The organism is Rhizobium sp. WSM1274, from assembly GCF_025200775.1.
GTDB lineage: Bacteria > Pseudomonadota > Alphaproteobacteria > Rhizobiales > Rhizobiaceae > Rhizobium > Rhizobium leguminosarum_I.
Map to the genome: position 1 here is coordinate 2285179 of NZ_CP104138.1, position 14666 is coordinate 2299844.

Annotated in this window: 10 protein-coding genes; 5 read left to right on the forward strand and 5 right to left on the reverse strand. The window is 63.9% G+C overall.

Annotated features, from left to right (window positions below; genetic code table 11):
- Positions 1-43 precede the first annotated feature (43 nt).
- The 3 genes from N2600_RS11590 (at position 44) to N2600_RS11600 (ending at position 3355) form a co-directional block, all read left to right on the forward strand.
- Positions 44-1519: a YcjX family protein gene (locus N2600_RS11590; protein WP_260298770.1), complete on the forward strand. Its 1476-nt coding sequence runs from the start codon at positions 44-46 to the stop codon at positions 1517-1519.
- A complete protein-coding gene (locus tag N2600_RS11595; protein WP_260298771.1) occupies positions 1516-2595 on the forward strand; it encodes a YcjF family protein in 1080 nt (359 codons plus the stop codon). The genes N2600_RS11590 and N2600_RS11595 overlap by 4 nt, the downstream gene beginning before the upstream one ends.
- Positions 2596-2803: 208 nt before the next feature.
- Positions 2804-3355: a hypothetical protein gene (locus tag N2600_RS11600; protein ID WP_017964521.1), complete on the forward strand. Its 552-nt coding sequence runs from the start codon at positions 2804-2806 to the stop codon at positions 3353-3355.
- Positions 3356-3423: 68 nt separating this feature from the next.
- Here the strand turns inward: N2600_RS11600 and folK are convergent, their stop codons facing one another.
- From folK to folP, 3 genes are read right to left on the reverse strand one after another with little or no spacing between them, the layout of a single operon-like run.
- Entirely contained in the window at positions 3424-3942 is a 519-nt protein-coding gene (gene folK, locus N2600_RS11605) for a 2-amino-4-hydroxy-6-hydroxymethyldihydropteridine diphosphokinase (protein ID WP_260298897.1), read from the reverse strand.
- Positions 3935-4300 (reverse strand): dihydroneopterin aldolase, encoded by a 366-nt coding sequence (gene folB / locus N2600_RS11610; RefSeq protein ID WP_017964523.1) that lies wholly within the window; start codon positions 4298-4300, stop codon positions 3935-3937. The genes folK and folB overlap by 8 nt, the downstream gene beginning before the upstream one ends.
- Positions 4297-5166 carry a dihydropteroate synthase gene (folP, locus tag N2600_RS11615; protein WP_170281238.1) on the reverse strand — a complete coding sequence of 290 codons (870 nt, stop codon included), beginning with the start codon at positions 5164-5166 and terminating at the stop codon, positions 4297-4299. Before folP ends, folB begins: the two co-directional genes overlap by 4 nt.
- A 101-nt stretch (positions 5167-5267) precedes the next feature.
- Between folP and N2600_RS11620 the strand changes: the two genes are divergently transcribed.
- Positions 5268-5894: a DUF922 domain-containing Zn-dependent protease gene (locus N2600_RS11620; RefSeq protein ID WP_170255775.1), complete on the forward strand. Its 627-nt coding sequence runs from the start codon at positions 5268-5270 to the stop codon at positions 5892-5894.
- 314 nt (positions 5895-6208) lie between these two features.
- Here N2600_RS11620 and N2600_RS11625 read toward each other — a convergent pair whose 3' ends face one another.
- Together N2600_RS11625 and N2600_RS11630 are read right to left on the reverse strand one after the other, a co-directional pair.
- The gene (locus tag N2600_RS11625) at positions 6209-6529 is read right to left on the reverse strand and encodes a 2Fe-2S iron-sulfur cluster-binding protein (RefSeq protein WP_003540151.1); all 321 of its coding nucleotides are present in this window, start codon (positions 6527-6529) and stop codon (positions 6209-6211) included.
- A 260-nt stretch (positions 6530-6789) separates the two neighbouring features.
- Positions 6790-7173 carry an Hpt domain-containing protein gene (locus N2600_RS11630; RefSeq protein ID WP_017964526.1) on the reverse strand — a complete coding sequence of 128 codons (384 nt, stop codon included), beginning with the start codon at positions 7171-7173 and terminating at the stop codon, positions 6790-6792.
- A gap of 462 nt (positions 7174-7635) precedes the next feature.
- Between N2600_RS11630 and N2600_RS11635 the strand changes: the two genes are divergently transcribed.
- Complete coding sequence (locus N2600_RS11635; RefSeq protein ID WP_260298772.1) at positions 7636-14616, forward strand: apolipoprotein A-IV repeat region-like domain-containing protein; 6981 nt, start codon at positions 7636-7638, stop codon at positions 14614-14616.
- The last annotated feature ends 50 nt before the right edge of the window (positions 14617-14666 follow it).

Genomic DNA, 14666 nt, shown 5'->3' on the forward strand with positions numbered 1-14666 from the left:
CGCCCTTCCTATATTGCCGTCAGTCACCAACCGGAATTGCGCCTTGCCGCCACGACTGACATCCTTTGCCGATGACGCCCGCATCGCCTTCGACAATCTCGCCGACCGGGCGAGCGGCCTCGTCAATCCGACCGTGCGGCTCGGCGTTACCGGGCTCTCCCGCTCCGGCAAGACGGTCTTCATCTCCTCATTGGTTCACAATCTGCTGCATGGCGGCCGACTGCCGCTGTTCGAGCCGGTCCAATCCGGCCGCGTCTCGGCGGTGCGGCTGGAACCGCAGCCGGATGATGCCGTGCCGCGCTTCCAGTACGAGGACCATATCCGCGCGCTGGTGAAGGACCGTATCTGGCCGGATTCGACCCGCGCCATCTCCGAGCTGCGCATCACGCTGGATTATCAGAGCGCCAGCGGCTGGAACCGGTTGTTTTCGCCCGGCCGCCTGTCGATCGATATCGTCGATTATCCCGGCGAATGGTTGCTCGACCTGCCGCTGCTCGGCAAGAATTACCGCACCTTCAGCGAGGAAACGTTGGCACTTGCCGAAACCGGCGTCCGCTCCGAGCTGTCGCGCCCATGGCTGGCGCTGACGCGCGCCACTGACATCCATGCCGGCGCCGACGAGATGATCGCCCGCGACCTCGCCGCCGCTTTTGCCGATTATCTCAAAGCCTGCAAGGCCGACGAACGCTCGCTTTCCACCCTGCCGCCTGGCCGCCTGCTCCTGCCCGGCGATCTCGACGGCTCGCCAGCATTGACCTTTGCACCGCTGGCTCTGCCGCCGGACGGACGTCCCGGCCGCGGCTCGCTCTGGACGATGATGGAGCGGCGCTACGAGGCCTATAAATCCGTCGTCGTCAAACCCTTCTTCCGCGAGCATTTCGCCCGCCTCGACCGCCAGATCGTCCTGGTCGATGCGCTGCAGGCGATGAACCGCGGCCCCGAAGCCGTGCAGGATTTGGAGCGCGCGCTGACCGACGTGCTTGCCTGCTTCCGCCCCGGCACCAATTCGCTGCTCTCCTCCCTGCTCGGGCGGCGCATCGACCGCGTACTGGTTGCCGCCACCAAGGCCGATCATCTCCACCATGAAAGCCACGACCGGCTCGACGCGCTGACCCGCCGCCTGGTGGACCGCGCCATCGACCGCATCGGCATCGCCGGCGCCGGCATCGACGTCATGGCGCTTGCCTCCGTGCGGGCCACCCGCGAGGCGACCGTCAAGCGTGACGGCCATGAACTGCCGGTCATCGTCGGTACGCCGATGGAGGGCGAAGCCATTGCCGGCGAGCGCTTCGACGGCCAGAGAAAGACCGCGATCTTTCCCGGCGACCTGCCGGAGGATCCGGAAAGCCTGTTCGACCGCATCGCCTCGCGTGTAACCAGTGTGCAGCTGCCCGATGTCAATGTCGTCAGGTTCCGCCCGCCGCATCTTGAGGAAACCGGCGGCGGCATCAAGCTGTCGGTGCCGCATATTCGCCTCGACCGTGCCATGCAGTTTCTGTTCGGAGACCGTCTCGCATGAGCAAGCCCCCGTCCGATCCGCCGCGCCGCGCGCCCGCCGCCTTCAGCTATGAGGACGAAGCCACCGAGCGGCGTGACAACGGCCGGCAAGGAGGTGAGCGGCGCAAGCCGGAAAGCTTCTCGGAGCATATCGTCGTGACGCCTGATGAGGACGATCCCTTCCTCAATCCCGACAAGGATCTGAGCGCGGTCCCCGTTGCAGCACCGCGCAAGCGGCGGACCTCCTTCGGCAAGATCGCCGCCGGCGCCTTCGGCATCCTGCTGTCGCTCGCCATCGGCCTCTGGACCGATAGCCTGATCCGCGATCTCTTCACCCGCGCCGACTGGCTGGGCTATGCGGCCCTTGCCGTGCTGGCGGTCGGCATTCTCGCCGTACTCGCCCTCGCCATCCGCGAAACCATCGGCATGATGCGCCTTGCCGCCGTCCAGAAGATCAAGGCCGAGGCCGAGGCGGCGATCCTCGAGACTCGGCCGGCCAAGGCGCGCGCCGTCGTCGCCCAGCTGACTGCGCTGCTCTCGGCAAATCCCGAGACGTCAAAGGGCCGTGCGACGCTGAAGGCGACCGAGGGCGAGGTCATCGATCCCCCGCATCTGATCGCGCTGGCCGAACGCGAACTGCTCGCTCCGCTCGACCGCAAGGCCCGCGCCCTGATCGTCAATGCCTCCAAGCGCGTCTCGATCGTCACCGCCGTCACCCCGCGCGCCGTGGTCGACCTGCTCTACGTGCTCTATGAGGCCGTGCGCCTCATTCGCGCCATGGCCGAGCTTTACGGCGGCCGTCCCGGCACGCTCGGCATGTTCCGCCTGCTGCGCGACGTGCTGGCGCATCTGGCCGTCACCGGCTCGATCGCCGTCGGCGACAGCCTGGTGCAGCAAGTGCTCGGCCATGGACTGGCGTCCAAGCTCTCAGCCCGACTGGGTGAAGGCGTCATCAACGGGCTGATGACTGCCCGCATTGGAATCGCGGCAATGGATCTCTGCCGTCCGCTCGCCTTCCGCGCCCTGAAGCGGCCGGGAATCGGTGATTTCATCGGCGATCTCACCCCGTCCATGTCGCCGCGCGGCAACAATCCTTGAACGAAACAGCGATTCCGCAGCTTTCGACTCCCTGCGTAATGCCAGAGAAGTTTCAACAGATTCAATGATCTAGTGACGGGAGTTTAAAATCGCCGTCGCACGAAAGCCTTACGCCGCCTCGCATTTCGGCACAATTGAAAGGAAGGATTAACCATTCTTCGGCAAAACTTGCAGCCAGTTCGTGAGTGGTGTTTGCCAAGGAAAATCCATGTATTCGCGCAAGTTTCTCATCGTATGCGGCTTGGCCGCCGCGGCATTGTCTCCCGTCGCAGATGTCGCTCCGGCAGCCACTGCTGCAACCCGTGACAAGGCCTTCTTCGATTCCGTCGCCGGCTCATGGAAGGGCCCCGGCGAAATCGTCGCCGGCAAATATAAGGGCACGAAATTCACCTGCAACCTGATCGGTGAGCCCACAGGCGACAGCAGCGCCGGCATCAAACTCGACGGCACCTGCCGCGTCGGCGTCTTCAAGCAGCCGATGACCGCCGTCATCTCGCAGTCGGGCTCGACCTACAAGGGCAAGTTCCTCGACGGCGCCGCCGGCAAGGGCCTTGACGTCGTCTCCGGCGCCGTCTCCGAGGATACCGTCGTCGTCGGCATCAACCGCGCCAAGCTGAATGGCGCAATGATCGCCCGCGTGCGCGACGACAAGACGATGAACGTCACCGTTTCGGTCAAGGTCGAAAGCCAGATGGTGCCGGTCATCGGCCTGACGCTGACCCGCCAGGTCGACGAGATGGCCGTCGGTTCCATCGAGTAGGCAAATCCTACAGCGGATTTTCCTGAAGCGGCGGGTTCCCGCCGTTTTGCGTTTCAGGTCCCCTTGCTTCAGGCGCTCAGCCACCAGTCGCGACTATCGTCTGCGACCTCGATTCCGGTCACCTCCGCATCCGACAGCCACTCACTCACCGCCCTGCCCCTGACGAGCAGACCCGGCGCTATATCGGCAAGCGGCATCAGCACGAAACCGCGATCGGTCATGCGCGGATGCGGCAGTTCCAGCCGCGGCGCGTCCTGGACCACATCGCCATAGGTCAGCACGTCGATATCGAGCGTGCGCGGCCCCCAGCGCTCGATGCGCTCGCGTTTCATTTCGCGTTCGATCGACAGGCAGACATCGAGCAAAGCCTCAGGCCCCAGCCTGGTCTCGACGGCGGCGCAGGCGTTGAAGAAGAAGGATTGGTCCGTCTTGCCCCAGGGCGGCGTGCGATAGAGCCGCGAGACCGCCGTAACCCGACAGTCGTCCCGTCCGTCCAGCCTCTGCAGCGCGGCCGCCATCGCCTTTACGGGATCGCCGATATTGCCGCCGAGACCGAGTGTGGCGGATTGCAATGCGGCCTCAGGCAAAATGCTCAACGCTCACCTGCACGAAATCGAGCACGCCAGGGACCGGCGCGTTCGGCTTGCGCACCGTGATCTTCGCCCGCCGCACCTGCGGGAATGTCTCGCAGAGCCCCTTGGCGATATCGAGCGCCAGTGCTTCGATCAGGTAGCGCCGTTTGCCCGTGACGATCTGCTCAATCACGGTGAAGGCGACACCGTAATTGACGGTATCGTTGATCGAATCGCTTTCCAGCGCCTCGCCGGCGACGACATCGAGCTCGGCATCGACGAAGAAGCGCTGGCCAAGGAACTCCTCCTCGTCATGCACGCCGTGGCGCGCGAAGAAGGCGCAGTTCTGCAGCGTAATCGTGTAGGTGGTCATGTCGGCCGCTTCCTCTCGAATTCCTGGCGCGCATTGAGCATAGCATCGGCGATATCAAGCGCATCCCTGTTGATTGCGACATTGTGCACGCGGAAAACCGCAGCCCCTTGAAGTCTGAGCAGCGCGCTGGTCGCAGCCGTCGCAGCATCCCTGTCCTGCGCCTCACGCCCCGTCACCGCGCCGAGGAAACGTTTGCGCGACGTACCGGCGAGCAGCGGCAGACCGAAGCGGGAAAGTTCGGAAAACCGCGCCATCAGTTCCAGGTTTTCTTCCGCAGTCTCCTTGGCGAAGCCGAAGCCCGGATCGAGCACGATGCGATCGCTGTTGACGCCTGACGAAGCGGCGATCGCAAGCGACCGCTCGAGGAAATGCACTTGGTCGGCGATCACATCGACAAGTTTTACCCTGTCGCGACCGGTGTGCATGATACAGAGTCCGGCTCCGGTCACCGCGGCTATATCGGCGATATCGGGCTCCTTCTGCAGCCCGAAGACGTCGTTGACGATGTGGGCGCCGGCACTGATTGCCAGCCGCGCCGTCTCGGCGCGATAGGTGTCGATGGAAATCAGCGCCTTGGTGCGGCCGCGCAGCGCCTCTATGACGGGCAGCACGCGCGCCTGCTCCTCGGAAGGGCTGACGGTTGCTGCGTTCGGCCGGGTCGATTCACCGCCGATATCGACAATCCCGGCACCCTCGCTCACCGCCCGCAACGCCTGTTCGACTGCTGCATCGACGGTTTCAAAGCGTCCGCCGTCGGAGAAGGAGTCCGGCGTCACGTTGATGATCGCCATGATCGTCGAACGACGGCCGAGTTCGATCTCTCGGCCATGGCCGACACGCCACAATCTGCCTTCGAGCCCTGTCACCAGACTTATCCCATTGGAGACGAAAAAAGCGCCATCCGATATTGCGCTTGTGGTGGCTATGCCCCAAGCTCCCGTCGATTTCAACACGGGTTGCGTTCAGAATGCCGCTTGCAGTGCGTTATATGGTCCTTCCTATCGCCTTTTCCATTGCTCTTTCCCTCTGCAGCCCCGTGGCAGCCGAAGTGATCGCATCGAAAAGCTATTCTTATTTCGACATTCGCGGCAAAACCGCGGATGAGCTCGACCGCGAACTCAGCCGGCGCGGGCCGACAGCGAGCGGCTCTTCGGCGCGTCATCCCGGCGCCACGAAGATCCGCTTCGGCGGCGAGGCAACCTACATTCAGGATAACGGGCGCTGCCGCGTCGGCAACGTCAAGGTCACGGTTCACACCCAGATCATCCTGCCGCGCTGGAGCAGCCGCAAGGGCGCCAGCAAGGAGCTGTCGATGATCTGGGACGCTCTGTCGAGCGATATCAAGCGCCACGAGGAGCGCCATGCCGAGATCGCCCGCGATCAGGCCCGCGCCATGGAGCGCGCCATCCGGGCGCTGCCGCAGCAGCGCAGCTGCGAAGCCATGCAGGAACTCGTCTCCGGCGAATCAGCTCGCGGTATAGAGGAGCACGACCGGCAGCAGGCGCGATTCGACCGGGTCGAGGCGGTCAATTTTCAGAAGCGCATGTTGAGGTTGCTGAACAATCGAATCAATGGTCGAGCCGGCGCAAAATAAGGCTTTTTCAGTCTTGTTGCGAGCGGAAAACCTTAGCTGCACAACGAAACTTGTGCGAAACTTGCACCCTCCCCAGCGATTGAATGGTCATTTTTCATCCTGGCAGACTCAACCGGAACGCGTTAATATGAACACATTCGAAAGTTCAGGTACGGCATCTGCACTTTCATCGCTGGGTTCTCCTGGCGCGTTCCGAAGCCGCGGATGTTCCTCCCTCATCCGTAGGTAATGCGCCCGCCTCGCCTCGCTCGCTCTAGCGCGCGAGGCGTCTTTTTTGATATCGAATTTTTCGGCGACGTTTGAAGCGCTGCGCTTCAGGCCTGGCGTTCCGGCACGTGCACCACGAGCCCGTCATAGACGGCCTTCATCCGGATCTGGCAGGACAGCCGCGAGGTCGGGCGTACATCGAAGGCGAAGTCGAGCATGTCCTCTTCCATCGCTTCCGGCTGGCCGACCTTCTCCGTCCACTCCTCGTCGACATAGACATGACAGGTCGCGCAGGCGCAGGCGCCGCCGCATTCGGCCTCGATGCCGGGCACCGAATTGCGCACGGCATTCTCCATCACGGTGGAGCCTTGGTCGACGTCGAGGTCGAAGCGCGTGCCGTCGAAGGCGACGATGGTAAGTTTGGGCATCAGAACTATTTCCGGTCTTCAGGTGGATGGGCGGATTTTCTTCCGACAATTCGACGCGTCAGTCAACATTGGGAAATCCGCGACAGCCTCGCAGATCGGGCCTTCGCCCGCCGTCTTCAAAGCGTCATCAGGGACGTCGCAAAAAGACCCGTGGTTCCGCAATGGAACAACGGGCCTCGTTCGAACGGTACCTCAGGCATATCGCCCAAAAATATGCGGCGGTTTTGGCACAGCGACCTGCGTCGGTGAAGACCTAGAGATCAGCCGCGGCAGAGCTTCAGGATGAAATTCTCGGCGTCGATAACGGCAGCGCCGAGCGCTGCCGTCGCGCCGGCATCACCGCCGGTTTCCTCGACGGCTTCCGCCGTCTGCGACACGCGGAACGCGCCGACGGAGCTTGCCGCACCTTTCAGCCGGTGCGCGGCTGCGCCAATACGGATGGTTTCGCCGCTTGCAATATCCTGGAGGCAGGCACGGGCCTGGCGCGCAAACATCTGAAGGACTTCGATTTCCAACGTCTTGTCGCCCATCGTCTGCTTTGCGAGATGGACCAGATCGATCGGCCGGACCTTCGAAGGACACGGTCCCTTTGCATTATCCGGCGCCTCGAATACGATGTTCAATGCTGCCATCTGGGCTGCCATTGCCAATTCTCCCGTCTCTATCGTCCGCAGTTGCAACAGTTCTGCGTCCGGAGAGTGGCCATCACGTTAAATTCGGGCACATTCAGGGCGGAAATCTCGCCATATGGTTAACGTCCGTTAAATATCCCTAAATTATTGGTTTTTAAGCGATGCCTCGGATTCAAAGATGTTAACAACGGGTTAACGAGCCGTGAATCTCAAGCCTTCATTAATTGTGTGAGGACCTCAGATGTGTCACTACGATACTGGTGGAGCGGGTTTATGGTACGCGCCTTTGCCGAGCGAGTGGATAATGGTAGTGTTTTGATACCTTCCGTTTGAAAAAGCGGCTATCTACTCTGAAATGACATGCTTATCCGTCCTTCGTTGGGATGGAAGGCTGGAGCGGCAAAGTTGTTCCCGGGTGAGGCGGAAGCCAGGGATGCGCGGTTGGGCCGGCTGACAGTAACGAGGCATACCCGAATGGCGAACAACAAATACAACGAGTCAATTGAGGACAAGGCGTTCAAGGCATTGGACGAGGCGCTCCAGATCGACTTTAGCAAGGATAACGTACCGTCTCGCCGCGGCGACGCGCCCCAGGCCCCGGAGGCTAATGTGTCTGATCCATCGAATGCGCGTAATCAGCAGGCTCAGGACGAAGCGCAGCGCCGCAGCCGCCGCGGTGCCGCCGGCGAGCAGACTTCCAGGGGTCCGGCCTTCACGCCCGCCAACGATGCCAGCCGCAATACGCCCGCCTCGATCCTGAAATCCTTTGACGGCGCCTCCAGCCGCTCGGCGGTGCGCACCGCCACCTTGTTTTCCGTGCTTTGGGTCATGGCCGGCCTTGGCCTGATGTCGCTGCTTTATGCTCCGCAGATCTGGCAGATCCGTTCGCTCGCCGACCTCGTCGCCCTGCCCGGCGTCATCGCCGGCCTCGTCGGCATCATCGTTCCCGTGATGATGTTCTACGCCTTCGCCATCATGATCTCCCGCGCCCAGGACATGCGCAACGCCGCCCGTTCCATGGCAGAGGTGGCATTGCGCCTGGCAGAGCCGGAAACCATCGCCTCCGAGCGCATCATGACCGTCGGCCAGGCCGTGCGCCGTGAGGTCTCGGCCATGAACGAGGGCATCGAGCGCACCATCGCGCGTGCCTCCGAGCTGGAAACGCTCGTCCATTCCGAAGTCAATGCGCTTGAACGTTCCTATGCCGACAACGAGTTGCGCGTGCGCGGCCTCGTCCACGAACTCGGCTCCGAGCGTGAGGCGATCGTCAACCATGCCGATCGTATCCGCACCTCGATCGGGAGTGTGCACGACCAGCTGAAGGAAGAGCTGTCGCTGGCGACCGAAGAGATCGCGGTGCGGCTTGCCACATCCGGCGAAGCCTTCGCCTCGCTGATCGATACGCGCGCCGCGACGATCCTGGAAAAATCGGACAGCGCCCTGCAGTCGATGGGCAGCCTGCTCTCTGCCAAGACAGATACCCTGCTGCAGACCCTGAACGCATCGGGTTTTGCGCTCGCCACAGAATTCGACAACCGCCTCGAAGCGCTCTCCGTCAATCTCAACGACCATGGCGAAAGACTGCTCAGCCAGTTCGAAACGCGCGCCTCGACCATGGACAGCAGCACCGAGAAGCTGAATGCGGCGCTGAACGAGCGCACGCACCAGCTCAACGAGATCCTGATCGCCCGCACCCGCGAGATCAACGAGAGCCTGACGTCAGGCGAACGTACCATCGGCGGCACGCTTGACGACGTGCTGTCGAAGCTGAACAGCGCGCTCGACGAAAAAGGCGCAAGCTTCCGCCAGAGCCTGCAGACCACCGCCGACGACGCCGTCATGGATCTCGATGTGCGCTCCGGCTTCTTCGAGGAGCGGCTGCAGACGACCGTCGCCCAACTGTCGACCGCCTTCGACGAACGCGTCGCCGAGTTCACCAGCGCCTTCGACAAGCGAACCGGCTCGCTCGACACCAAGCTGATGGAAAGCCTCGCTCGTATCAACGAGACGCTGACCGGCGGCTCGGATTCGATCGACGGCATCCTGAATTCCGGCATCGACCGGCTTGGTTCGTCGCTATCAGACCAGTCGCTGGCGCTCGCCACCGCGCTCGCTACCGGCCACGAAGTGCTGGAAAGCACGCTCGGCAGCCGCGCAGATGAAATCACCACGGCACTCACCAGCCGCACCGGTGAACTGTCCTCTGCGCTGCAGAGCGCGACTTCTGAAATCGCGCTGACCCTTGCATCAGGCACCTCCGAACTGCAGAACAACCTTCAGACGCGCTCGGCAGAATTCCGCGACACGCTGCGCACCACCACCACCGATCTGACGACTGCCGTTGCCGCTGGCACAGAACAGGTGACCGCTGCCTTCGGCGGTCGCGCCGAGGAGCTCAGCGGCGTGCTTGCTGCGCGTGCGGCCGAAATCAGCGAGGCGCTCGGCACGGCCCACGGCCGCATCGACAGCGTCATGGCAGAGCGCGGCGGCACATTGGTCGAGGCGCTGACCACCCATCACAGCCGCTTCGAGGAAACGCTGGCAACCCGCTCCGACGCCATCATCAATGCCGTCTCCGGCACCCATGACCGTCTTGCCGAGACGCTCGATGAAAAGTCGATGGCGCTTGCCATCTCTCTGAACGAGAGCCATGCCCGCATCGAGGATACACTTGAGACGCGCTCCGAGGCCTTACTCAACGCCGTGTCTGGCACGCATGATCGTTTGTCGGAAACGCTGGACAGCAAGGCGGCGGCCCTGACGACCTCGCTCGACGAGCGCCATGCCCGCATCGAGGATGCGCTTGGAACACGCGCCGAGGCACTGTTGAACACTGTATCCGGCACGCGCGACCGTCTTGCCGAGACGCTCGACGAGAAGGCGATGGCGCTGGCCATGTCCTTGAACGAGAGCCAGGCCCGTATCGAGGAGACGCTTGAAACCCGTTCAGCCTCTCTGCTGAACGCCGTCTCCGGCACCCATGACCGTCTCTCCGAGACGCTGGACAGCAAGGCGGCAGCTTTTGCCACCTCGCTGAGCGAAGGCCATGCCCGTATCGAGAATACGCTCGAAACCCGCTCCGCGGCGCTGCTGAACGCCGTCTCCGGCACCCATGATCGCCTCTCCGAGACGCTGGACGAAAAGGCGATGGCACTCGCCATCTCGCTCAACGAAACCCAGACGCGTATCGAAGACACGCTGGAAACCCGTTCGGCAGCCCTGCTGAATGCGGTCTCCGGCACGCATGACCGTCTGTCCGAGACGCTGGACGAGAAGGCGATGACGCTCGCCATCTCGCTCAACGAGAGCCAGTCGCGGATCGAAGACACGCTGGAAGCACGCTCCGAAGCCTTCCTCAAGGCCGTGTCCGGCACGCACGACCGTCTCTCGGAAACGCTCGACGAAAAGGCGACGGCGATCGCCGCCTCCCTGAACGAGGGCCAGAGCCGCTTGCAGGATACTCTGGAGAGCCGCTCGGAATCCTTCCTGAATGCGGTCTCTGCCACCCACGACCGCCTGTCCGAGACACTTGACGACCGGGCGATGGCGCTTGCCATCTCGCTGAACGAGAGCCAGAGCCGTCTCGAGGAGACGCTGACAACAGGCGCCGATGCGATCACCAATGCGGTTTCCGGCACGCATGTTGGCCTGAACGGTGTACTCGACCAGAAGGCCGCCGCCCTCGCCACTTCGCTGCGCGAAGGCCAGGCCCGCCTCGAGGAAGCATTGGGGCACCGCACCGCCGCAATCATCGGCGCCGTGACTGCAACCCACGACCGGCTCACCGATACGCTCGATGAAAAGACCATGGCGCTCGCCATTTCGCTCGACGATAACCAGAGCCGCTTCGACAGCGTGCTCGAAGCCCGCAGCAACGCCATCATGGAGGCCGTCTCCGGTGCCGAGGCACGAGTCGCCGGTGCCTTCTCCGACAAGACCGATGCGATCCGCACCGCCTATACCGACAATCAGCAGCGGCTCGAAAATGCGCTTTCCGAACATAGCGCCGCCCTCTCGGGCGTTCTCGATGCCGGCGGCGCCCGCTTCGAGGACCTCGTCGGCGGCTTGACCGGCCGTATAGAAGGCCGTCTGACCGATGCACATACACGGCTCGGCGGCCTCGCCGACGAAGCCGCGGCGCGCATCGAGGGCGGGCTTGCCTCGGCCCATGAGCGCATCCGCACGACGCTCGAAGACCGCGCCAACGCCATAGACCTATCGCTGAACCAGGCCCATGCGCTGATCAGCGATACGCTGGCCGAACAGGCGACCAGCATCGGCACCTCGGTGGCGACGAGCGTCGGCATGCTCGAATTGTCGCTGGAGCACCGTGAAGCCGCAATCCGCCAGGCGATCGATGCCGGCGCCCAGAGATTGGAAGATCGCATGCATGCCGGCGCCGGCCAGATCGCCGGCCGCTTCCAGGAGGCGGCAAGTGCGATTTCGAGCTCCACCCAGGATTTGTCCACCCGTCTCGATCGGTCGGTCGAAAACCTGACGGGCCGTTTTGATGAAACCGGATCGCGTGTGGAAGCCGGTCTTGCGGCGATCGAGACCCGCATCCGCGACGGCGTCGGCGGTGTTGCCGAAAAGGTCGAAGCGGCCAGCGGCCAGCTGTCCGGCGTGCTTGCCGACGGCGTCTCTCGTCTCGGCGCGCTCAGCGACGACGCCACACAGCGCATCTCGGCGACGCTCGAAGGCAGCGCCGCAAACCTCACTCAGGCGATCGACAGCCGCACCGCCAATCTGGCCGAGACGCTGGACAGCCGCACCACCAGCCTGACCGGCGCTATCGATGGCCGAACCGCGAGCCTCGCCGAAACGCTCGACCGCGGCAATGAACGCATCGAGGAACGCCTCTCCACCATGGACCGTGCGTTGACCGTCGGCCTCGATGCCGTCAACCGGACCATCGAAGGCAAGGCCGCTGGTCTCGCCTCGACGCTGCGCAGTGCGGTTGCCGACGCGGCCCAGGGAATGGAAGGCGAAGCGACGAGAACCACCGAACTGCTTGGCAAGACAGGCCAGCAATTCGCCGAGGATCTCAATGTGAAAAGCGACGAATTCACCCGCACCATGGATGAGCGCTCGTCGCAGATCGTCACCCGCGTCGCCGAAGCTCAGAACCGGCTGGCAAGCCAGGCCGCTGCCGTTGCCCAAACCTTCTCGGAAGCCGGCAACGCCATCGTCAACAAAGTCGCCGAGGCTGAGACCATCGTCGGCACGCAAGTCAATGCCATCTCCAAGGTGCTGTCGGATGCCAGCCAGTCTCTGGAGTCACGCGGCAACGCCATCCGCTCGACGCTCACGGGCGCCGGCAGTGAGATTTCCGCAACCATGGCGGATGTCGACCGGGCGCTCGAAGCGCGCAGCAGCGCCATTCGCACCAATCTCGAGGAGCGAGCCCGCGAGATCGATACGACGTTCTCCGAGATCGACCGGGCGCTCGAAGCGCGCGGCAACTCGATCCGCTCGACGCTCGAGGAGCGCACCCGCGACCTCAACTCGATGTTATCAGGCCGTTCGGTCGAATTGACGCGCATCCTCGACGAGACGGCCCGCCCGATCATCGACCGCTACACTGATGCCGGCGAGCAGGCCGCCGCCCGCATCACCGCCGCAGCCAACCTCAGCGCAGACCGTCTGCGCGCCGAAAACGAAGCGCTCGCCAGCGCAGTTGCCGCCCGCACCGAGAATGTCGCCAATGCCGTCAGCGCCATCGAAAACAGCCTGGTCGGCAACGTCAACGGCCTCGTCCAGCGCATGTCGGAAAGCAGCGCGGCGATGGCGATGATGATGAACCGCGCCGCCGAGCAGCTGACCAGCGTCGACGGTCGTCTCGGCGATACCACTACGCGGTTTGCCGACTCCGCCACCAAGGCCGCCGAGATGGTCTCCGCCTCCACCAGGCTTCTCGAAGGCAAGATCGACCGCCTCTCCGACATCTCGGGCCAGACGCTGGCGCAGGTCGGCGGCATCATCGGCCGCTTCGACGAACACTCCAAGGTCCTGACCCAGGCCTCGCAGCTTCTCGGCGCCGCCCAGTCCAACCTCGCCTCGACGCTCGAGGAACGCGAGAGCGCGCTGCAGACACTCTCTGTCGGCCTCGTCCAGCGCTCCGCCGAGATCGAAAAGACCATGCAAGGCCTCGGCGGCATGATCGAGACCGTGTTCGAGCGGGCAGAACAGCGCTCCAGCCAGGTCACCGGCAATTTGCGCCAAGGCGTGCAATCCTCCTTTGCTGACATTGGCCGCATTCTCACCGAAACCGAGAAGCGCGCCCAGGAAGCGGCAGAAACGATGCGCGAGGCGATCACCCGCGCCGGCGACGAGGCCAATACGACGATCGACGGCACTTTCGCCAATGTCGAACGCCGTTCCGGCGATCTCTCCAATCGCATTCGCGGCGGTCTCACCGCCTCGCTGTCGGACGTCGAGCGCATGCTCGGCGAAGCCGGCCGCGCCTCCGACGGTGCCGCCCAGCACATGCGGGAAGCGCTGCGCGAGGCGATCGACGATGCAGTCGGCCGCTTCTCCGGCGCCACCGAAGATATCCGCCGCTCTGCCGCCGACATCCGCAGTGAACTCGACGCGACCCGTGCCGAACTGAAGCGCGGCGCCTTCGATCTTCCCGAGGAAGCCAAGGAAAGCGCCTCGGCCATGCGCCGGGCGGTCGCCGAGCAGATCAAGGCGTTGCAGGATATCTCCCAGCTCGTCGGCCGCTCCAGCCAGCAGCTTGAGATCTCCGAACCTGTCACCCGCACGCTTGCTCAGGCGCAGCCGGCCCCGCGTCCCACCCAGCCGGTCGCAGCCCAGCCGCCGCAGCCGGCAGCGCCGCCGCCGCTTGAAGCGACGGGCCTGCGCGGAACGATTGCACCGTCTGCGCCGGCTGCCGCCCCTCCGCGCGCCACGCCGCAGCCTGCCCCCGCTCGCCAGGAGCCAGCCCGCCAGGAACCGGCGCGCGCCGAAGGCGGCGGCTGGATCAGCGATCTCCTGCGCGGCGCATCGCGTGACGAGGCCGCCGACGAAGCGCCTGCCCGCGCCCCGGCCCGCCAAGCGGAAACCGCCGCCCCTGCGACGCGCAGCAACAGCGATAGCCGCAATCCGCGGCACGTCGTCGAATCGCTGAACTCGCTCTCGGTCGATATCGCTCGCGCCATCGACCACGACGCCTCGGTCGATCTCTGGCGCCGTTATCAGCGCGGCGAGCGCGACGTCTTCACTCGTCGCCTCTATACGCTGAAGGGCCAGCAGACTTTCGACGAGATCAAGCGCAAATACGACCGCGAACCGGAATTCCGCACCGCCGTCGACCGCTATATCGGTGATTTCGAAAAGCTGCTCGCCGACGTCGCCCGCACCGACCCGAACCGGACGGTGACGCAGTCCTACCTCACCTCGGATACGGGCAAGGTCTACACCATGCTCGCTCATGCCGCAGGCAGGCTCGGCTGAGCCTGACTGGGACCTGCGGTTTGGAAAGCCGCTTGAACACGTGTCAGGCG